We start from the raw sequence: 20,613 nt of genomic DNA, 5'->3' as shown, positions 1-20,613 counted from the left end.
CTGTTACAACAACGAAATCGGATAGCTGATGAAAATCCGGTTCTCATCGAATTCGTTGGTGCTGAAGCTCTTGCGGATGCTCGCGTTGCGCCATTTGACGTTGAGGTTCTTGAACGGCCCGCTCTGCACGGTGTAGGCCAGTTCCGACTCACGGCCCCACTCCTTGCCGTCGGTGATGGTCCCGGTGTGCACGTTGTCGCCGCTGATGTAGCGGTTCATCAATGTCAGGCCAGGCACGCCCAGGGCGACGAAGTTGTAGTCATGGCGAACCTGCCAGGATTTTTCCTTGGCGTTGTCGTAGCTCGAGTTGTAGCTGTCGTTCGCCAGGGTGCCGCCACTGGTGCCGTTGACGCGCATCCAGACGTCGTCGCCGCTGAGTTTTTGCAGGCCGACGTAGAAGGTGTTGCCACCGTACTTGGCCGAGAGCAGGGCGAACGCGGTCTTGTTGTCCAGGTCGCCGGCCAGGGCACTGCCGTCTTCCTTGCCGATGAAATAACCGAGGTTGGCGCCCAGGGTCCAGTCGCCGATAGGCTGGCTGTGGCTGAGGTTGAAATATTGCTGCTGGTAGATGTCTTTCAGCTCGGCGTACCACACGCCGACCTGGGTGCGCTTGTCATTGAACGCATACTCGCCGCCGCCGAAGTTGAAACGGTCGGAGGTGAACGACGCCGATTTGCCGTTCATGAACATGTCTTCCATGCTCGCATCGTTACGCGGGCTGTTCTGCCGGAACTGGCCGCCGTAGAGCGTCAGGCCGCTGATCTCGGTGGACGTCACCTGGCCGCCACGGAAGGTCTGCGGCAGCGAACGACCGTCGTCGGAGCGCAGGATCGGCAGCACCGGCATCCACTCACCGACCTTCAGTTCGGTTTTCGACACCTTGCCCTTGAGCGCCACGCCCAGGCGCCCGAAGTTGTCCGCCGGGCGACCGTCGTCGTGGATCGGCAGCAGTTGCGTGCCCCCGGTCCCCTTGCCGCCGTCGAGTTTTTGCGAGTACATCCCCAGTACGTCCACGCCAAAACCCACCGGGCCCGGGGTGAAGCCGGACCTGGCGTCGAGAATGAAGTTTTGCGTCCATTCCTCGGCCTTGCCCTGCGGGTACGCCGGGTTGGTGTAATTGCGGTTGAAGTAGGCATTGCGCAGATTCAGAGTCGCCTTGGCATCATCGACGAAACCCTCGGCGCTGCTGGTCATGGGCATAGCGAGCACAGCCAGGCTGCTGCAACCGATCAGGCTCAGGGTTTGACGGCGGGCGAAGTTAGGACGAGGGGTGCAGGCGGAGGAATTGCGGGCGAGTTTGCTCACAGTGACGTTCCCTAGGTTTTTGTTGTTTTTATTTTTTGTTATACGTCGTCGTACAACATTGGGCGTGATTATTCGCGAGTGCGTCGGGGATTGTCAATGGGGGTTATACGATGACTTCCTTCGGCTTCAAAGATGCGTGAAGTTTGTATATCTGCATGACGTTCGCCCGCACGCTGAGCAGTGAGGTTCCTGCAGCAAAGGCGGCACTATCGACAGCGCCAGTGGTCGACATTTTCACAGAATGCCGCCCCATGGAGAGCCAATGAGCCTGGACGTCCTCACCACCGAAACTAATCGCCGCCAGTTACAGCAGATCATCGCCGGGTTATCCGACGGCGTGATTCTGATCGAGCTCGACCAGACCATTCTCTGGGCCAATGACGCTGCGCTGGCCATGCACGGTGTCGGCCGGGTCAGCGATCTCGGTGCGAATGCCAGGGAATACGCCGAACGCTTCGATTTACGCTATCGCAACAATCATGCCCTCCCCAACGACAATTATCCGATTCACCGCGTCGCGCGTGGCGAGACGTTCGAGAATGTGTTGGTGGAAGTTTCTCCCGTCGCCGATCCGGAAGAGCGCACATGGGTACACAGCGTGCGCAGCCTTGTGCTGACAGGCCGTGACGGAGACGCGGAGTCGCTGGTACTGATCATGACCGACGTCAGCGAATGGGCGAGCGCCGAGCAGCGCTTCGAAAAGACCTTTAACGCCAACCCGGCGCCGGCTGTGATCTGTCGCCTCAGTGACTTGCGTTTCATCAAGGTCAATGCGGGCTTTCTGGAGATGACCGGTTATGCCCGCGAGCAGGTGATCGGCGCGTCCACCTATGAACTGGACGTGCTGGAGGGCGCCGAAAAAAAGGACCTGGCCATCCAGCGCTTGCGCGAGCGTGCCACCATCCCGCAGATGCAGGCAGAGCTGAAAATCGCCGACGGCAGTTTCCGGCAGGTGATCGTTGCCGGTCAGCCGCTTGAGATCAACGACGAAGACTGCATGCTGTTTTCCTTCGTCAACATGGAGCTGCGACACAAGGCCGAAATCGCGCTGCGCCAGAGTGAAGAGCGTTTTGCAACGGCGTTTCGCCTGAGCCCGGTGCCGATCCTGGTCTGCAGTGTGGACGATCACCAGGTGCTGGATGTCAACGAGGCGTTCCTGGAAACCCTTGTCTATTCCGCTGACGAGGTGCTGGGCAAATCCATCACCGACATCGACTTCATCCACGACAGGGCGAGTCGCAGCCAGTTGTTCAAGGCACTGCAGCACGAGGGCAGCCTGGACCGCATCGATGTGCAAGTGCGCAAGAAGAACAACGACCTGATCGATTGCGCCATCTCCGCCGACACCGTGAACATTCAGGACAACCCCTGCTACCTGATGGTGTTGATGAACATTTCCGAGCGTAAACGGACCGAACTCGAGCTGGTGAAGGCCATCGAGGAAGTGATGAAGGATGCGTCCTGGTTCAGCCGCACGCTCATCGAGAAACTGGCCAACGTCAAACGCGTGAATTCACCCAAGCTGCCCGCCGTGTCGTTTACCGACCTCACGGCCCGGGAGCGCGACGTGCTTGGTTTGATCTGCGAGGGCCTGGCGGACAAGGAAATTGCTGCTCGTCTGAAGCTGGCACCCAATACTGTGCGCAACCATGTGGCGACCGTGTATTCCAAACTGGATGTGCACAGCCGCAGCGAGGCGATTGTCTGGGCGCGGGAGCGAGGATTATTTTCGAGCGAGGGGAGGCTGAAGGGTGAGGGCTAAGGTGCAAATGCACTAGGGCCATTGATGCAAATATGGGTGTCGAGCAGGCAGGCAGGCTCTTAGGCTGGTTCGGTGCGACAGGTTTTAACTTGCCTGGCACCCCCTACGAAATAATTTGAGGACTGTTCCATGAAGCCTGTGCATACCCACCTGTCGGTGCCACCCCAATGATGTCTCTGACGCAGCTGCGAATGCAGATCGAACGCACGTTTTCGCCCCTGGCGTGCGAGTGCACCGTTTCCGGCGATCACTCATTGACCGTGAGCCTCTACCACCCTGGATCAGGTCAGGTGGATCTGGTCGTCAGCGGCCTGAACATGGCGCTGCTGCATTCACCTGACTCAGTGGCGGCATTGATTGAAGAGCTGCGCTACGAGTTGCAGAGCAATACCCTGATCGATTCCCGTCCTGCGGTGTAGCCCCTTCGCTTCCAAATATAGGACGGCGAGGATGATTTACCTGCGCACTTGACGGACTTTGTACGCCCGTTCCGTTGTCACACGACTGTGTCGATCACTTTTCGCGGGCTAACCTATGAAAAATTCCGGGAAACGCATCTGTACTTATCTGTCGATGATCTTCTGCGCGGCGATACTTGGCGGCTGTGCCAGCCCGCCGCCGCCTCCACCGCTGGCGCCACCGCCGGCTCCTGTGCGCACCTGCCAGGCCACGGACACCACCGACGTGCTCGGCGATGTGCGCGGCGCAGACGGGCAGGTGACCCGTGTGACCACGACCACGCGCTGCGTCACTCAGTAAGGGTATGAAAAAAGGCAGGCCGGGATGAATCCCGAGCCTGCCTTTTTGGTTCGCCGGGTCACTCAGGACAGGAAGCCACCGTCGACATTCAGCGACACGCCCGTGGTGTAGCTGGACGCATCGCTGGCCAGGAACAGCACGGCGCCGGCCATCTCGCTCGGATCCGCCACGCGCTTGAGCGGAATCTGCGCCAGCGCGGTGTTGAGGATCGCCTCATTCTTCACCAGCGCCGACGCGAACTTGGTGTCCGTCAGGCCCGGCAGCAGGGCGTTGCAGCGAATGCCGAACTGCGCGCATTCCTTGGCGAACACCTTGGTCATGTTGATCACGGCCGCTTTGGTCACCGAATAGATGCCCTGGAAAACGCCCGGGGAAACACCGTTGATGGAAGCCACGTTGATGATGCTGCCGCCACCGTTTTCACGCATCAGCTTGCCGGCTTCCACCGACATGAAGAAGTAGCCCCGGATGTTCACGTCGACGGTTTTCTGGAAGGCGCTGAGGTCGGTGTCCAGCACGTTGCAGAACTGCGGGTTGGTCGCGGCATTGTTGACCAGGATGTCCAGGCGGCCGAACTGTTCGCGGATGCCGGCGAATACCTGGCTGATCTGTTCCATTTCGCCGATGTGGCAGGCGACGGCAGTGGCCTTTCCGCCTGCGGCGATGATGGCGTCGGCCACGTGCTGGCAGCCTTCCAGCTTGCGGCTGGAGACGATCACATGCGCCCCTTGCTGGGCCAGCAGCTTGGCGATGGCCTCACCGATGCCACGGCTGGCACCGGAAACGAAAGCGATCTTGCCGTCGAGGTCGAACAACTGGGTCTTGGACATGGGTGTTCCTTATTGTTGGGCCAGATTATGGGGGCTGGATCAGAGGCTGGATTTCTGGATGACCTGCAGGCTCATCTGCTCCAGCACCTTGTTCACGTGAATGAACGAAGCGAAGCGTTTGTCCTGGGTCTGGCCGTGGAAGAAGCGGTAGTAGATTTGCTGCACGATGCCGGCCAGGCGGAACAGGCCGTAGGTGTAGTAGAAATCGAAGTTGTCGATCTCGATGCCCGAGCGCTGGGCGTAATAGTCGACGAACTCGCGGCGGGTCAGCATGCCCGGGGCGTGACTTGGCTGGCGGCGCATCATTTGCACCGGGGCCGGGTCGCTGGCTTCGATCCAGTAGGCGAGGGTGTTGCCCAGGTCCATCAGCGGGTCACCGAGGGTCGTGAGTTCCCAGTCGAGCACGCCGATGATCTGCATCGGGTTGTTCGGGTCGAGGATCACGTTGTCGAAGCGGTAGTCGTTGTGCACGATGCTTGACGTCGGATGGTCGGCGGGCATCTTGTCGTTGAGCCAGGCCTTGACGGTTTCCCAGTGCGGCGCATCGGGTGTCAGGGCCTTTTCGTAACGGTCGCTCCAGCCCTTGATCTGCCGCGCCACGTAACCCTCGGGTTTGCCCAGGTCACTCAGGCCATAGGCGTTGTAGTCGACCTGGTGCAGCTCGACGAAGCGGTCGATGAAGCTCTTGCACAGGGCTTCGGTCTTCGCTGAATCCAGGCCCAGTTCCGGCGGCAGTTCGGCGCGCAGGATGATGCCCTTGACCCGTTCCATCACATAGAACTCGGCGCCGATCACCGACTCGTCGGTGCAGTGCACGTAGGCCTTGGGGCAGTAGGGAAAGCCGTCACGCAGTTGATTGAGGATGCGAAACTCACGACCCATGTCATGGGCGGACTTGGCCTTGTGGCCGAACGGCGGGCGACGCAGGACGAATTCCTGTTCAGGGTATTCCAGCAGGTAGGTCAGGTTCGACGCGCCGCCCGGGAACTGGCTGATCTGCGGCAATCCACTGAGCCCCGGAATATGCGCCTTGAGGTATGGATCGATCAGGCTGGCATCGAGCTCTTCGCCGGTGCGGATGCGGGTGGACTTGTCGGTAAGCGTCATGCGTATCCCTGTTCTGCTTATTCTGGAGGCCTGAGATTGAAGCTAATCTAAAGCGCACACCCCGTCCCCACAACCTCGATCAGCCCTTATAGGCAGGCGTGTTGCCGGACAATCATTGCTTTTGATACACCTGTTTGAATTGTCCTACAGGAACGCCTTGTGCTCGGTCGCCGGCAATTGGATAGGGGTCAGTACCGGATGACCGGAAAAGTACGCCGTCAGGTTGCGCCCGACCAATTCGACGGTGCCCTGGGTCGCTTCGGGCGACAGGCCGGCGACATGCGGCGTCAGCACCACATTGCTCAGCACTTTCAGGGCATCGGAGACCTGCGGTTCATGATCGAACACATCCAGCGCCGCGCCGGCGATGCGCCGTTGCTCCAGGGCACTGATCAGGTCGACGGTGGACACCACGCTCGCGCGGGCGATGTTGACGAGGAATCCGTGGGGCCCCAGGGCGTCCAGCACCGACTTATTGATCAGGCTGCGGGTGCCCAGGCCGCCGGGCGTGGCCACCACCAGGAAATCCGAGGCCCGCGCCAGTTCGGTCGGCGTCGAGCAGAAGCTGTAGGGCACGTCGCTGCGGTGCTGGCGGTTGTGGTAGCTGATGCTCATGTCGAAACCATTGGCCGCGCGTTTGGCGATGGCCATGCCGACCGCGCCCAGGCCGAGGATGCCCATGCGTTTGCCGGCCAGGGAAGGGCGCATGATCTTCGGCCATTCGCCCCGGCGCACGGCGGCGTCGGCACGGGGAATGTCCCGCACCAGCGACAGCAGCATCGCCATGGCGTGGTCGGCGACCGAAGAGGCGTTGACCCCGGCGCCATTGGTCACGGTGATGCCGCGATCAGCAGCGGCTTGCAGGTCGACCTGTTCGTAACCGGCACCGATCACGCAGATGATCTTCAGCGCCGCCAGTGCCGCGATTTCTTCGGCGTACAAGCCCAATGGGCCACGGGTGAGCACCGCATCGATACGCGCGCCGTGGGTGGCAATGGCTTCGGCGCGTTCGGCGGGAGTGGGGGCCAGAATCAGGTGAAAGCCCTGATGCTCGAGAATCGGCAGGTAGTCATTGATGGTTTCAACCAAAACCAGGACGGTTGCGGGCATGCTGGGCTCCTGTAGCTCGAATATCCCTTGAAAATGCTGACTGGCAGGCGCGTTGGCAAAGCGAAAAATCGCCAGGCTGCCAGATGATCATAGCGGAACCGCAGAGAGTGGTCAGGGCGCCTGCAAAAAGCTGTTCGCCGCCGCCAGGAACTCATCGGACAGGCCGTCGCCACGGGTGGCACGGGCCAGGGTCAGCGCGCCAACCATCAGTGCATATTGCACCAGTGCCTGCTGACGAGCCTGCTCGGGATCAGCGCTGTCCATCAAGGGTGCAAAGGTTTCGAGCAGCGAATCGATGCCTTTGACGAAGGTCTGGCGCAAGCCGCTGTCGGTCGCCTCGTGACACATGTCGCCGACGAAGGCCGCCACCGGGCAGCTGTCGCCCGGATTGTCGCGGCTGGCGGCCGACAGGTAGGGTTCGATCACGGCCTGGCGGGCGGCTGTTTTATCGGTGTGCGCGGCCATTCGCTCCTTCCAGCGCTCGCCGGACTCCTTGAAGGCACGGCCGAAGGCTTCCTGGGCCAAGGCTTCCCGTGATTCGAAATGACCATAAAAGCCGCCATGGGTCAGCCCCGCTGCGCCCATGACTTCGACGACGCTGATGCCATGCAGGCCCCGTTCGCGAAACAGCCGCGTGGCGGCCTCGACGACGATTTCGCGGTTGAGTTCGGCTTGCTTGCGGGAAACACGGGGCATGGGTGGCTCACAAATAGACAGGGGTTGAAGTCAGAGGGCGTACTGGGCAATACCGTTGCCGAATGACCAGTTTTCTTTTTTCACTTCGACCAGATTAATGAAAATGTCCTCCAGGCGCACCGCCATCTGCCCGTGCAGGCTGTCGGCAATGGTCTTGTAGAGCAGTTTCTTCTGATCCACCGTGCGGCCTTCGCTGAGGGTGATCTGGATCACCACCAACTGGTCGCTGCGGTTGATCCCCAGGTACTGCGGGTCAAAGATGAAGTGCTGCTCGTCGTGCTCGGCGAGGATCTGGAAGTTATCGTTCTGCGGAACGCCAATGGCGCTGTGCATGGCGGCATAAACCAACTGCCCGACGCGCTTGGCGAAAGTCGGGTCCTGACGTTGCTTGATATCGATGCGAACCAGGGGCATGGCGAAACTCCGGGTGAGTGCAGGTCGGGTCAAAATACATGATGCCAATACGTTATTAAATCGGGAATTGCGAGATTAGCGGCGTTGAAAATTGACGAAAAGCATTGTGGACGCCGATTCGAGGCACCATTCCTCTGCTAAGTCTTTGCTTCTGTTGATTAATCCCGGACAATCGCGCCCCTGTTTCGGCCAGGGCGCTGCCTGTCGGGTTTTTCCGACTCGTCCTGGTCGGGTAGCAACCGACCGGAATGCGGAGATCCCACCGGATGAATGATCAGGCCAATAGCGTCAGCGAACGCTATGCAGCGGCGAACCCTGTCAGCCTCGAAAGCTGGAATCGTCATGACACCACCTGGATGCTGGGCCTGTTTGGCACAGCCATCGGCGCCGGCACTCTGTTCCTGCCGATCAATGCGGGTCTGGGCGGCTTCTGGCCGCTGCTGATCCTGGCACTGCTGGCGTTTCCCATGACGTTTTATGCGCACCGCGGGCTGACCCGCTTCGTGTTGTCCGGTCGCGAAGGCGCGGACATTACCGAAGTGGTGGAGGAGCACTTCGGGATCAAGGCCGGGGCGCTGATCACCTTGCTGTACTTCTTCGCGATCTTCCCGATCCTGCTGATCTACAGCGTGGCCCTGACCAACACGGTCGGCAGTTTTCTCGAACATCAACTGCACTTGGCGCCGCCACCGCGCGCCATCCTCTCGCTGGTGCTGATCCTCGGCCTGCTGGTGGTGGTGCGTTGTGGCGAACAGGTGATCGTCAAGGCCATGAGCCTGATGGTGTATCCGTTTATCGTGGCCTTGCTGTTCCTCGCGGTGTTCCTGATTCCGCACTGGAACGGCGGCATCCTGAGCACGGCCTCGACGCTGCCTGAGCCGTCGGCGCTGCTGCATACAATGTGGCTGGCGATTCCGGTGATGGTGTTCTCGTTCAATCACTCGCCGATCATCTCGGCGTTTGCCGTGGACCAGAAACGTCGCTACGGCGAGCACGCCGAGGCGCGCAGCTCGCAGATACTGTCCCGCGCTCACCTGTTGATGGTGGTGATGGTGCTGTTCTTCGTCTTCAGTTGCGTGCTGACCCTGTCGCCAGCGCAACTGGCCGAAGCCAAGGCGCAGAACCTGTCGATCCTGTCGTACCTGGCCAACCACTTCAACAACCCGACCATCGAGTTCGCGGCGCCGTTGATTGCGTTCGTGGCCATCTCCAAATCGTTCCTGGGCCACTACATCGGGGCCAGTGAAGGGCTGAAGGGCTTGATCGTCAAAAGCGGCAAGCGCCCAACGCCTAAATCGCTCGATCGTATGACAGCGGCCTTCATGCTGGTGGTGTGCTGGCTGGTCGCGACGTGGAATCCAAGCATCCTGCGAATGATTGAAACCCTCGGCGGGCCGGTCATCGCGGCGATTCTGTTCCTGATGCCGATGTACGCGATTCGCAAGGTTCCAGCGATGGCGCGTTATCGTGGTCAGGCGTCGAATGTGTTTGTGGTGGCGGTGGGGCTGGTGGCGATCACGGCGCTGGTCTATTCGCTGAGTTCCTGATAACTCAGGCGCGCTCCCACAAGGATCGCGTTGGCTTTTGATCCGGCTTCTGATCCGGTTTTTGACGTTTATCTGCCCCCTCGGAAGGCCGATGGCGGCGGGCCCACGGAGCAGGACCGGAGCGAGGGAACCCTGAGCGTCAGCGAAGGGCCGTACGTCAGGGGATTAAAGCGTTTTGGTTACTTTCCGCCGGGCCGCGCAGGCTTTTGCAAAGTGACCCGCCGTAAGGGCGGAACCATTGGCGGCCGTGACCGCAGCAACGGATATGTACACCCAAAAGACCATGGTCGGCTCCAAGACCGCCATCGCCGGCAAGCCAGCTCCCACAGGGCTCTGTTGTTGAAGGCATAAAAAAACGCCGCTCATCTCACGATGGGCGGCGTTTTTCATTGCGGGGTAGCCTTAGGCTTGAACGACCGGGATCTTGGCGTTCGCTGCCGCTTCACGGAACTCTGCAATCTGGTCGAAGGACAGGTAGCGGTAGACATCGGCCGCCATGCTGTCGATCTTGCCAGCGTATTCCATGTACTCCTCGACGGTCGGCAGGCGACCCAGGATGGAAGCCACGGACGCCAGTTCGGCCGAAGCCAGGTAGACGTTCGCGCCGTCACCCAGACGGTTCGGGAAGTTACGGGTCGACGTCGAAACCACGGTCGAGTTCGGCTCTACGCGTGCCTGGTTACCCATGCACAGCGAGCAGCCCGGCATTTCCATGCGCGCGCCAGCCTTGCCGTAGATGCCGTAGTAGCCTTCTTCGGTCAGTTGGTGAGCGTCCATCTTGGTCGGTGGCGACAGCCACAGACGGGTTGGCAGCTGACCCTTGACCTGATCCAGCAACTTGCCGGCAGCGCGGAAGTGACCGATGTTGGTCATGCACGAACCGATGAACACTTCGTCGATCTTCTCGCCAGCAACGCTGGACAGCAGACGGGCGTCGTCCGGATCGTTCGGCGCGCACAGCACAGGCTCGCTGATGTCGGCCAGGTCGATTTCGATGACTTCGGCGTATTCGGCGTCGGCATCGGCTTCCATCAGCTCAGGGTTGGCGACCCAGGCTTCCATCGCTTGAGCACGACGCTCCAGGGTACGAGCATCGCCGTAGCCTTCGCCAATCATCCAGCGCAGCAGGGTGATGTTGGATTGCAGGTACTCGGTGATCGATTCTTTCGACAGCTTGATGGTGCAACCGGCAGCCGAACGTTCAGCCGACGCGTCGGACAGCTCGAAAGCCTGTTCCAGCGTCAGGCCTTCCAGGCCTTCGATTTCCAGGATGCGGCCGGAGAAGGCGTTTTTCTTGCCTTTCTTCTCGACGGTCAGCAGGCCATTCTGGATGGCGAAGTAAGGAATGGCATGAACCAGGTCACGCAGGGTGATGCCAGGTTTCATCTTGCCCTTGAAGCGCACCAGGATCGATTCCGGCATGTCCAGCGGCATGACGCCAGTGGCGGCCGCGAACGCGACCAGGCCCGAACCGGCCGGGAACGAGATGCCCATCGGGAAACGGGTGTGCGAGTCGCCACCGGTACCGACGGTGTCCGGCAGCAGCATGCGGTTCAGCCACGAGTGGATGATGCCGTCGCCCGGACGCAGGGAAACGCCGCCGCGGGTCATGATGAAGTCGGGCAGGGTGTGGTGGGTGGTCACGTCGATCGGCTTTGGATAGGCTGCGGTGTGGCAGAACGACTGCATCACCAGATCAGCGGAGAAGCCCAGGCACGCCAGGTCTTTCAGTTCATCACGGGTCATTGGACCGGTGGTGTCCTGGGAGCCCACGGTGGTCATCTTCGGTTCGCAGTAGGTGCCAGGACGAACGCCTTTGCCTTCTGCCAGACCGCAAGCCTTGCCGACCATTTTCTGCGCGAGGGTGAAACCCTTGGTGCTTTCGGCCGGGGCTTCAGGCTTCTTGAACAGGTCGAACGCAGGCAGACCCAGCTCGGCGCGAGCCTTCTCGGTCAGGCCACGGCCGATGATCAACGGGATACGACCGCCGGCACGGACTTCGTCCAACAGCACAGGGGTCTTCATTTCGAAGGTGGTGATGACTTCGTCGGTACCGTGCTTGCAGACTTTGCCAGCATGCGGGTACAGGTCGATCACGTCGCCCATGTTCATGTTGGATACGTCGAACTCGATCGGCAGTGCGCCCGCATCCTCCATGGTGTTGTAGAAGATCGGAGCGATCTTGCTGCCGAAGCAGAAGCCACCGGCACGCTTGTTCGGTACGTAAGGGATGTCGTCGCCGAAGAACCACAGCACCGAGTTGGTCGCGGATTTACGCGAGGAACCGGTACCGACCACGTCACCGACGTAGGCGATCGGGAAGCCTTGGCCGCGCATTTCTTCGATCTGCTTCATCGGGCCGGTCTTGCCTTGCTCGTCAGGCACGATGCCGTCGCGAGCCATTTTCAGCATGGCCAGGGCGTGCAGCGGGATGTCCGGGCGGGACCAGGCGTCCGGAGCAGGGGACAGGTCGTCGGTGTTGGTTTCGCCGGTGACCTTGAATACGCGCAGGCTGATCTTGTCGGCCAGTACAGGGCGCTTCTTGAACCACTCGCCGTCGGCCCAGGATTGCAGCACGGCCTTGGCGTGAACGTTGCCGTTCTTGGCTTTTTCAGCCACGTCGTGGAAAGCATCGAACATCAGCAGGGTGTGCTTGAGTTCTTCGGCGGCCACTGGCGCCAGTTCGGCGTTGTCCAGCAGCTCAACCAGGGTCACGATGTTGTAGCCGCCCTGCATGGTGCCGAGCAGTTCTACAGCGCGCTTCTTGTCCAGCAGAGGGGAGGTGACTTCGCCCTTGGCCAGTGCGGAGAGAAAGCCGGCCTTGACGTAGGCGGCTTCGTCCACTCCTGGTGGTACGCGATTGGTGATCAGGTCAACGAGGAAAGCTTCTTCGCCAGCCGGGGGATTCTTCAGCAGCTCGACCAGGCCTGCAGTTTGTTCGGCGTTAAGCGGCTGGGGAACGATACCCAGTGCTGCGCGCTCTTCGATATGTTTGCGGTAGGCTTCAAGCACAGTTATTACCCTCATCAGTGGTCCCAAATGGGTGTCCGGGACGCTCATCCCGAAATGGCCGTACTCATGCGCTGCATGGCGTTGTGAGCCACTTAGCCAGAATTACCGGACATTCCTTACAGAAGCTGCTTTCAAAGTTTTACGCCTGCAGAACGGGAGCTGATGAGGGTTGGCGTTGGGCGTTTCCCCGCTGGAAAAACCCTTCGCCAACACCGCTCTGAAGGAACGACTGTGCTCGTGACGCTTTGAAAACAGCTTCTTACGGACATTGGCGCCTAAAAAGGCAGGCTGATTCTACGGTAAAAAACAATTAAAGGTAAGTTAGCCCCTGAACTTTGAGGGGTGATGAATGTTAGACAAAGGGCTAACATGCCCGCCTGTCCTGCCGCCCCTTGCTTTGTTGACCTATGCCCAATCAGACCATCAAGACCCCCTGCGTCGGCCTTTGCTCCACTGTTTACGGTGACCTTGTCTGCCGTGGCTGCAAGCGTTTCCACCACGAGGTGATCAACTGGAACGGTTACAACGAGGAGGAAAAACGCGCGGTCTGGCTGCGCCTGGAGCAATTGTTGTCTCAGGTGATGGCCGCCAAGCTGGAGGTTTTTGATCGCGATCGCCTGCGCCAGCAGCTGGAGCAGCGCAAGATCCGCTTCGTGCCGCATCAATCGGAATATTGCTGGGCTTACCAGTTGATCGCCCGGGGCGCGAGAGTGATCAACAATCTGGACGCCTATGGGATGGTCTTGCTGCCGGAGTTCCGCGACTGGAACCTGCCGGAGCTGCGTGATGCGATCGATCGGGAGTTCTTCCTGCTCTCCGAGGCGCATTACCAGCGCTACATTGCGCCCGGGTTCCTCAAGGATGCCTTCGGCGGCTGAGAGCATCGCGAGCAGGCTCGCTGCCACATTGGAACACCTGTCCCTGTGGAAGCGAGCCTGCTCGCCAAAGCGGTCGATCCGGCTCTGATGTCAATGATGGGAAACCACCTCTTCAAGATGGTCCATCACCTCATCCGGTTTCAGCACCAGCACATCGCTCTCCAACGCATCCAGCACCACTTCCGCGGTATTGCCGATCAACGCCCCCGATAGTCCGGACCGTGCCACCGTGCCAATCACGGTCACCGCCGCTTGCAGCTTGTGGGCCATGAACGGAATCAACACGTCTGCCGGACCTTCCTCGATGTGCAAGTGCGCATCGTCGATGTCGAACTCGGCCTGGAACGCCTTGCACTGCTCGCGATAACGCGCCTCGATGGTTTCGCTGAGCTGCAACGACGGATCGGCCGCCGACAGCATCGGGGAAGGGTGGGCACTGATCACGTGCAGGCTCGCCTTGGCCAGGCTGGCGATGTCGTAGCCGTGATCGATGAGGGTGGCGTGCAGGGTCCGGTGTTCGCCGTCGGTATTGCCCACGTCGACGGCCGCCAGGATGACCCCGCCGGTCCAGGGTTTCGAGGTTTTCACCAGCAGCACCGGGGTAGGGCAGGAGCGCAGCAGCTTCCAGTCCGCCGGGGTCAGCAGCGCCTTTTTCAACGGGCTGTCCGGGAAGTGCTGCTTGATCACCAGGCCGCAGCCTTCGGCCTGCTGCACATCGACGATGGTTTCCTGCAGGGTCTCGTTCCAGGCTTGCTCGGTGGTGACGCTGTAGCCGTCCTGGATCAGCGCCGCCTTCAGCACGCTGAGCATGGCGCTGTGGTCATGCTTGCGATCACAGACCAGCAGATGCAGGTGCGCCTGAGTCACGCCGGCAATCAATTTCGCCCGTTTGAGCGCCAGGCTTTCCGAGTGTTCGGGCTCGATGACCACCAGAATGCTGCGAATGGCTTGCATGATCGGGATCTCCAGGAAGTAAAAAGCGGCGTTGAACAACTATAGTTGCTGGTCGCGCATCCGGGACTTGATGCATATCAACGGTCACGGCTGGTGGTCTGTCGACGGGCCGGTATAATCGGCGCCCTTCGATTGAACCCTTTATCTGCGTGAACCCCATGATCCTTCCCGAAATTCACGAGTTCCTTGGCTGCCGCACCCCCGACGGCTGGGTCCGGGCCGCGCTGGCCGATCAGGAAACGCTGCTGATCGACCACAAGAACTGCGAATTCAAGGCTGCCAGCACGGCATTGAGCCTGATCGCCAAATACCATTCCCATGTCGACCTTATCAATATGATGTCTCGGCTGGCCAGGGAAGAGTTGGTGCATCACGAGCAAGTCATGCGCCTGATGAAGAAGCGCAAGGTCGAACTGCGTCAGTTGTCCGCCGGGCGCTATGCTTCGGGCCTGCGCAAAGTGGTGCGTAGTCATGAGCCGGTCAAGCTGGTGGATACGCTGGTGGTCGGTGCGTTCATCGAGGCCCGCAGTTGCGAGCGTTTCGAAGCCCTGGTGCCGCACCTGGACGAAGAACTGGGCAAGTTCTATTTCGGCCTGCTGAAAAGCGAAGCCCGGCATTTCCAGGGTTACCTGAAACTCGCCTACCAGTACGGTGACGCCAGGGACATCGCCCAGGTGATCGAGCGCGTACGCGCTGCCGAACAGGAACTGATCGAATCCCCGGACGTGGAATTTCGTTTCCACAGTGGCGTACCGGCCATCAACTGACCGGTTGTTTTTGGCCGCCCTCGCCGGCTTGCGGGCGAGGGCGGATTAGCCGACAACAGCCACTCAGAAATCCCAGCGCGTGGTCAGCATCAGGTTACGCGGCTCGCCATAGAAGGTGGTGCCGAAGTTGCCCAGGCCGCTCATGTATTTCTTGTCGAATACGTTGTTGGCGTTGGCCGTGAAGCTCAGGTGCTCGTTGTACTGATAGCGGGTCATCAGGTCGACGAGGGTGTAGCCGCCTTGCTTGAGTGAAGTGGCACCTTCGACGGGGCTGCTGCTCTGGCCGTAGAACGCACTTTGCCAACTGATGCCGCCACCGACGGTGACCTTGTCCAGCGCACCCGGCAAACGGTACGTGGTGAACGTACGCACCAGGTGTTCCGGTTTGGTGGTGGCCAGCGGATAACCGTAGATGCGCTGCGAATCCTTGTCGCGGGTGCGGGCATAGGTGTAGCCGGCCGACAGGTTCCAGCCATCGGCCAGCTCGCCGGCCAGTTCCAGCTCGATGCCCTTGGTCTTGGCGCCGGGGATGGCTTCGTATACGTCCTGCCCGGTGCCATCGGTGGTGACGTATTGCGCGACGTTTTCCTGTTCGATCTGGAAGTAGGCCAGGCTGGCATTCAGTTTGCCTTCGAGGTAGGCCGCCTTCAGGCCGGTTTCGTAGCTGTTGCCTTCAACCGGCTTCAGGGTTGAGCCCGCCGCATCCTTGTAGGTTTGCGGCTGGTAGATATTGGTGTAGCTGGCGTAGGCCGAGTAGGTCTCGTTCAGGTCATAGACCACACCGGCGTAAGGAGTGACCACGCCATGCTCCTTGTAGCTGGTCTGGGTGTCGACCTGACCGGCGCCGGGGTAGTAGCGGTAATCCTCGCTGTACTTGAAGGTGCTGACGCGGGTGCCGAGGATGAACGACAAATCATCGGTCGGGCGCAGGCGTGTGGCCAGGTAGGCACCGTTCTGGCTGGTGGTGCGCTGGTATTTGCCATTCTTGGGGAAATCCGGTTCCGCCACGTCGCCATTCCAGTCGTAAATGCTGCCGGGCACCCCGCCGGCACCGGGGATAAAGCTGTCGAATGTCGCGCCGGTCTGGCGTGCATGGGAGGTCATGAACCCGGCGACCAGTTCGTGCTCGCGCCCGCCCAGGGTGAAGGGGCCGGAGACGTTTACGTCCGCCGTATTCTGCACGCGATGACCTTCCCAGCGACCCCAATAGAACGACATGCCTTCACCGGTTGCCCGGTCGGGAGCGCCGCCGCTGGCAGACGCCAGCCGCGTATCGTGGTCGGTGGTTTTCTGGTTCAGGCTGACCTTGAGTTTCCAGTCGTTGGCCAGGGCCTGTTCCAGCGACGAGAAGTACGTCACGGTGTCGAAGTCCCGGCGGCTCCAGTCGGCGCCCGGGTTGAAACTGCGGGGGAAGTCGGTGCGACCACCGTCGGTGAAGTACACGCTGTTGCCGGTCCAGGAGCTGCCCCTTGGTGTGGTGCTGGACTTGTCGATGCCGAAGGTCAGCAAGGTGTCGTCCGTCAGGTCGGCTTCAAGAATGCCGTAATACAGGTCTTTCTTCTGGCTGTAGTGATCGATGTACGAGTTTTTGTCCTGGTACGAACCGACGAAGCGGCCCCGCACGCTGCCGCTGTCATTCAACGGCCCGGAAATGTCGCCGGTGGTGCGGTAGTTGTCCCAGGAGCCCACCGTGCCGCTGACCGACGCCTTGAACTCCCGGGTCGGTTTCTTGCGGATAAGGTTGACGGTGGCGGCCGGGTCGCCCGAGCCGGTCATCAGACCGGTCGCACCCTTGATCACTTCGATGCGATCGAGGCTCGCCGTATCATCGCCGTTGTTCGGGTTTTCCCCGTAGACGCCATCGTACGGCTGGTTGACCCCGTCGTACTGGAAGTTGGTGATGGCAAAGCCACGGGCGGAAAACTCGGTACGGTCGCTGTCGTACTTTTGCGTCGAGACGCCGGGGGTATTGCGCAAGGCGTCGCTGACACTCTGCACACCCTGGTCGTCCATCTGCTGACGAGTCACTACGGTGACCGATTGGGGTGTTTCGCGAGGCGACAGGGACAGGCCGGTGGCCGAGGAGGTCGCACCGGTGGTGTAGGAATGGGTGCCCTCGGTGGTCGCGCCCAGGGCCTGGGCGGAAATATTGGTCGCGCCCAGTTGCAGCGCGCCGTCTTCCCCGGTCGCCGTTTTGCTGTTCGCCGTTTCGGCGGCGTGGGCGGTGGAGGCGAGGCTCAGCAGGGCGGCCGGAAGGGCCAGCGCCAGGGGGCGCAGGGCAAAGCGAAAACGCGCGGCGAGAAGGTGCGACATGGAGGTCCCTTGGTATCGAATCGTTCGGAAAGTGAATGCTTCTGAGGGTTAACCGAACGAAAAACGCAAAGGGGAACTGCCGCGGGCGAAAAATCTGTTTTTCCTTCAATTGTTGCTGCGACCGGGCGGGAACTTGGGCGATCTAGGTGAAGCCTTCGCGGGCAAGCCCGCTCCTGCAGGGACGGCGCAGTCAATGCGGGAGTGGGCTTGCTCGCGATGAACGATAACCGGCTCTAGCGGTTGGGCACCCGCCACAAGTACCAGGCCGCCACCGTCCGATACGGTCGCCACGCCAGCCCGATCTTCTGCATCTGCTTGGGCGTGGGCTGCACGTCCAGGCCCTTCAGGCGCCGATAGCCCTCACGCACCCCGAAGTCGTCCGCCGGCAGAATGTCCATCCGCTCCAGGCTGTAGATCAGCAGCATCTCGACGGTCCAGCGCCCGACGCCGCGCAGGGGCACCAGGCGTTCGATCAGCGCTTCATCGTCCATCGCCCGCGCTGTCGCGTAGTCGGGCACCACGCCGTCCAGCGTCGCCTGGGCAATGCCTTGGAGGGTGGTGATCTTGCTCGCGGAAAAACCGCAGGCGCGCAGTTGATCGAACGTGGTCCCGAGAATCTGCTCGGGCCCGGGAAAGGTCAGCGCTGGAAACAGCGCCACTAGCCGGCCGACGATCGCGTCCCCGGCCCTGGCATGCAGTTGCTGATAGGCAATCGCCCGCACCAGCGACTCATAGGGCGCGCGGGCAGGGTGCGGCTGGTGCAGGCAGGGGCCGACGGCCGCGATGTGACGGGCCCAGTCGGTGTCGATGCTGGCCAGCCATTCGCTCGCTGGCTGATAAAGATCGGGCAGGGTGCTCAGACGCTATTTCCTTTCCGGTTGATTAGAACGCCAGTTGCCGGGTGACTTGCAGCGCCGCGTTTTCCAGCCGAAGCAGAAACGCCTTGCGCGCCTGTCCGCCACCGTAACCGGTCAACGAACCGTCGGCGCCGATCACCCGGTGGCAGGGCACGACGATGGAAATGCGATTATGTCCGTTGGCCAGGCCCACGGCACGGCTGGCACCCGGCTTGCCCAACCGTGACGCTAAGGTGCCGTAGGTGCTGGTCTGGCCGTAGGGGATTTTCAGCAGTTCAGCCCACACCTGCCGGGAAAACTCGCTGCCGGGCAGGTGCAGCGGCACCTTGAACCCGGTCAGTTGGCCGGCAAAATAACGTGCCAGTTCATCCTCGATTTGCTGCAAGTGGGTGTTATGCCCGGGCGCCACCGCATAGCCATGACGGTTTTGCAGGGCTTCGACTTCCCGGGTCAATGCGGGCCGGTCGAGAAACTCCAGCAGCACCAGACCGCGCCGTTCGGCCATGGCAATCATTGGCCCCAGGGGTGTGGTCAGGCGCGTGAACAGCAACGGTTCACTGTTGGCCGCACGGCCGGGTGTGATGTGGAAGGACTTCTGAAAGGCGTCGCGAAAACCGCTAAGGGACTCGTAACCTGAATCGAATGCCGCGCCATCGATGGAGTCGCCCTGTTTGATCCCGCCCAACGCCATGCCCAGGCGTCGGGTGCGCAGCCAGGCATGGAAGGTCATGCCGAAATGCTGCTTGAACCAGCGCCGCAGCTTCAAGGGCTCGATGCCCTCGGCCAACAGTTGGGCATCGCTCCAGCGCTGGTCGGGCTCGGCATCCACGGCCTTGAGCAGCGCCTGCACCCAGTCTGGCGCGATGGCGGCCGCGTCCAGCGGTTTGCAGCGCAGGCAGGCGCGGTAACCGGCGGACAGGCATTCATCGGCATGGGCGAAGAATTCGACGTTCTCCGGCTTGGGCTTGCGCGCCGTGCAACTGGGGCGGCAGAAGATGCCGGTGGTTTTGACGGCCGTGAAAAACACCCCCTCGTAGGTGGTGTCGCGCTCGAGCATGGCGCGAACCATCTCGGCGTGGGGCGGAAGCATCGGGTTTTGTAGGTTCATGGGTTGAGCATAAGCCGCGCCGGGGCACGCCTCCACCGGAAAATCGACAGGGAATTTTCCGATCCGGACCGTGCAGGGGGCAGGGCTCTGCCCGCCGTCATTGACCGATCAGCTCGGTGGCCGTGGCGGCCAGTTGATCCCCCACGCGCGATTTCAGGGTCTCGATAAACCGGGTGATCTTGGCATCGACGAACTGGCGCGAGGTGTAGACGGCATACACGTTGCGCTCGTGGGTGTGATAGTCGGCCAGTACACGCACCAGCTTCCCCGAGCGCAGATCATCGATGGCCGAGAAACCGGCCATCAAACCGATACCGGCGCCTTGCTGTACGGCGAACGACATGGCGTCCATGTCGTTCACGCTGAAACTGGGGCCGGTGGGCACATACGTCGCTTTGCCGTTGCGGCCCTCGAGCTGCCATTCATCGCGAGCGTAATCCACGGTGCCCAGCAACAGACACTGGTGGTCCCTGAGATCTTCCGGCTCCCGGGGCGCGGGATGCCGGGCCAGGTACTCGGGGGAGGCGACCAGCACGCAATGGCTGACCCCGATCTTCTGGCTGACATACGCCGAATCGGGCAGGGTCCGGGCAATCAGGATCGACACGTCCAACTGGTCTTCCAGCAGGTTCGGCATCCGCTGGGACAGCATCAGGTCGACGGTGACCTGCGGATGTGCCTTACGATATTCAAGTACCGCGCCGGTCACCAGTTGCCGCGCCAGGCCCGGAACGCAATGCACCCGCAGCGTGCCCCTTGGTTCAAGCAGCGCATTGCGCGCTTCGGCTTCGGCGTTATCCAGGTCGGCCAGGATCGCCGTACAGCGGTCGTAAAAGCGTCGGCCCGCATCGGTGACCGACAGGCGTCGGGTCGAGCGTTGCAGCAGACGGGTGTCCAGCATCTGTTCGAGCGCGGACACCGAGCGGGATACGTTGCCGACGGTCGAGTCGAGATGGTTGGCCACCGCCGTGAAGCTGCCCATCTCCACGACTTTTACGTACACCGACATATTCGAAAGCTTGTCCATCGCTACCTGCCCAAGGCTGCATTGATCGCACGGGTTGTGAGAATCCGCGGGTATTTAAATGCGATCTTCCCTCTGAGCACAACAATCATTCCCTCCAGGACCGCTAAATCAACAGAGCCTTCCTCCATAGACTGGATTGCACGGGCCGCCTGAGCCGGCACCGACCC

The 20,613-nt window shown here is 61.0% G+C and carries 18 protein-coding genes; 6 read left to right on the top strand and 12 right to left on the bottom strand.

Annotated features, from left to right (window positions below; translation table 11 throughout):
- Positions 1 to 3: 3 nt before the first annotated feature.
- Positions 4 to 1,305: an OprD family porin gene (locus QIW53_RS02530; protein ID WP_371048123.1), complete on the bottom strand. Its 1,302-nt coding sequence runs from the start codon at positions 1,303 to 1,305 to the stop codon at positions 4 to 6.
- Positions 1,306 to 1,567: 262 nt separating this feature from the next.
- Here QIW53_RS02530 and QIW53_RS02525 point away from each other — a divergent pair, with 262 nt between their 5' ends.
- The 3 genes from QIW53_RS02525 to QIW53_RS02515 all read left to right on the top strand — a co-directional run bounded on the left by QIW53_RS02525 (position 1,568) and on the right by QIW53_RS02515 (position 3,826).
- Positions 1,568 to 3,067: a helix-turn-helix transcriptional regulator gene (locus tag QIW53_RS02525; protein WP_371048122.1), complete on the top strand. Its 1,500-nt coding sequence runs from the start codon at positions 1,568 to 1,570 to the stop codon at positions 3,065 to 3,067.
- Between the two features lie 167 nt (positions 3,068 to 3,234).
- Positions 3,235 to 3,486: a DUF1652 domain-containing protein gene (locus QIW53_RS02520; protein ID WP_371048121.1), complete on the top strand. Its 252-nt coding sequence runs from the start codon at positions 3,235 to 3,237 to the stop codon at positions 3,484 to 3,486.
- 115 nt (positions 3,487 to 3,601) lie between these two features.
- A complete protein-coding gene (locus tag QIW53_RS02515) occupies positions 3,602 to 3,826 on the top strand; it encodes a hypothetical protein (RefSeq protein WP_371048120.1) in 225 nt (74 codons plus the stop codon).
- A 62-nt stretch (positions 3,827 to 3,888) separates the two neighbouring features.
- Here QIW53_RS02515 and QIW53_RS02510 read toward each other — a convergent pair whose 3' ends face one another.
- The 5 genes from QIW53_RS02510 to QIW53_RS02490 form a co-directional block, all read right to left on the bottom strand.
- The gene (locus QIW53_RS02510) at positions 3,889 to 4,656 is read right to left on the bottom strand and encodes an SDR family oxidoreductase (RefSeq protein ID WP_371048119.1); all 768 of its coding nucleotides are present in this window, start codon (positions 4,654 to 4,656) and stop codon (positions 3,889 to 3,891) included.
- Positions 4,657 to 4,695: 39 nt separating this feature from the next.
- The gene (locus QIW53_RS02505) at positions 4,696 to 5,763 is read right to left on the bottom strand and encodes a phosphotransferase family protein (RefSeq protein ID WP_371048118.1); all 1,068 of its coding nucleotides are present in this window, start codon (positions 5,761 to 5,763) and stop codon (positions 4,696 to 4,698) included.
- Between the two features lie 144 nt (positions 5,764 to 5,907).
- Positions 5,908 to 6,873 carry a 2-hydroxyacid dehydrogenase gene (locus QIW53_RS02500; protein ID WP_371048117.1) on the bottom strand — a complete coding sequence of 322 codons (966 nt, stop codon included), beginning with the start codon at positions 6,871 to 6,873 and terminating at the stop codon, positions 5,908 to 5,910.
- Between the two features lie 111 nt (positions 6,874 to 6,984).
- Positions 6,985 to 7,569, bottom strand: coding sequence for a TetR/AcrR family transcriptional regulator (locus QIW53_RS02495; protein ID WP_371048116.1), 585 nt, complete (start codon positions 7,567 to 7,569; stop codon positions 6,985 to 6,987).
- Between the two features lie 30 nt (positions 7,570 to 7,599).
- Positions 7,600 to 7,983, bottom strand: coding sequence for a tautomerase family protein (locus tag QIW53_RS02490; protein ID WP_371048115.1), 384 nt, complete (start codon positions 7,981 to 7,983; stop codon positions 7,600 to 7,602).
- 266 nt (positions 7,984 to 8,249) lie between these two features.
- Here QIW53_RS02490 and QIW53_RS02485 point away from each other — a divergent pair, with 266 nt between their 5' ends.
- Positions 8,250 to 9,530 (top strand): serine/threonine transporter, encoded by a 1,281-nt coding sequence (locus QIW53_RS02485; protein ID WP_371048114.1) that lies wholly within the window; start codon positions 8,250 to 8,252, stop codon positions 9,528 to 9,530.
- Between the two features lie 402 nt (positions 9,531 to 9,932).
- Here the strand turns inward: QIW53_RS02485 and acnB are convergent, their stop codons facing one another.
- Entirely contained in the window at positions 9,933 to 12,542 is a 2,610-nt protein-coding gene (gene acnB / locus QIW53_RS02480; protein ID WP_371048432.1) for a bifunctional aconitate hydratase 2/2-methylisocitrate dehydratase, read from the bottom strand.
- A 407-nt stretch (positions 12,543 to 12,949) separates the two neighbouring features.
- Between acnB and QIW53_RS02475 the strand changes: the two genes are divergently transcribed.
- Positions 12,950 to 13,420: a DUF1289 domain-containing protein gene (locus tag QIW53_RS02475; RefSeq protein WP_192303061.1), complete on the top strand. Its 471-nt coding sequence runs from the start codon at positions 12,950 to 12,952 to the stop codon at positions 13,418 to 13,420.
- A gap of 90 nt (positions 13,421 to 13,510) precedes the next feature.
- Here QIW53_RS02475 and QIW53_RS02470 read toward each other — a convergent pair whose 3' ends face one another.
- Positions 13,511 to 14,374: a universal stress protein gene (locus QIW53_RS02470; RefSeq protein ID WP_192303059.1), complete on the bottom strand. Its 864-nt coding sequence runs from the start codon at positions 14,372 to 14,374 to the stop codon at positions 13,511 to 13,513.
- 158 nt (positions 14,375 to 14,532) lie between these two features.
- Here QIW53_RS02470 and QIW53_RS02465 point away from each other — a divergent pair, with 158 nt between their 5' ends.
- The gene (locus QIW53_RS02465) at positions 14,533 to 15,141 is read left to right on the top strand and encodes a tRNA-(ms[2]io[6]A)-hydroxylase (protein ID WP_201189974.1); all 609 of its coding nucleotides are present in this window, start codon (positions 14,533 to 14,535) and stop codon (positions 15,139 to 15,141) included.
- 63 nt (positions 15,142 to 15,204) lie between these two features.
- Here the strand turns inward: QIW53_RS02465 and QIW53_RS02460 are convergent, their stop codons facing one another.
- The 4 genes from QIW53_RS02460 to QIW53_RS02445 all read right to left on the bottom strand — a co-directional run bounded on the left by QIW53_RS02460 (position 15,205) and on the right by QIW53_RS02445 (position 20,446).
- Positions 15,205 to 17,454 (bottom strand): TonB-dependent siderophore receptor, encoded by a 2,250-nt coding sequence (locus QIW53_RS02460; protein WP_371048113.1) that lies wholly within the window; start codon positions 17,452 to 17,454, stop codon positions 15,205 to 15,207.
- 233 nt (positions 17,455 to 17,687) lie between these two features.
- Positions 17,688 to 18,305 carry a DNA-3-methyladenine glycosylase family protein gene (locus QIW53_RS02455; RefSeq protein WP_371048431.1) on the bottom strand — a complete coding sequence of 206 codons (618 nt, stop codon included), beginning with the start codon at positions 18,303 to 18,305 and terminating at the stop codon, positions 17,688 to 17,690.
- Between the two features lie 31 nt (positions 18,306 to 18,336).
- On the bottom strand, positions 18,337 to 19,419 hold the full coding sequence (locus tag QIW53_RS02450) for a bifunctional transcriptional activator/DNA repair enzyme AdaA (protein ID WP_371048112.1): 1,083 nt from the start codon (positions 19,417 to 19,419) through the stop codon (positions 18,337 to 18,339).
- Positions 19,420 to 19,516: 97 nt separating this feature from the next.
- Positions 19,517 to 20,446, bottom strand: coding sequence for a LysR family transcriptional regulator (locus QIW53_RS02445; RefSeq protein WP_371048111.1), 930 nt, complete (start codon positions 20,444 to 20,446; stop codon positions 19,517 to 19,519).
- Positions 20,447 to 20,613: the final 167 nt, after the last annotated feature.

Origin of the sequence: Pseudomonas fluorescens, assembly GCF_041354075.1 — a bacterium.
Taxonomy (GTDB): domain Bacteria; phylum Pseudomonadota; class Gammaproteobacteria; order Pseudomonadales; family Pseudomonadaceae; genus Aquipseudomonas; species Aquipseudomonas fluorescens_CE.
The sequence above is the reverse complement of the archived record's forward strand: the minus strand, read 5'-3'. Positions and strand labels throughout refer to the sequence as shown.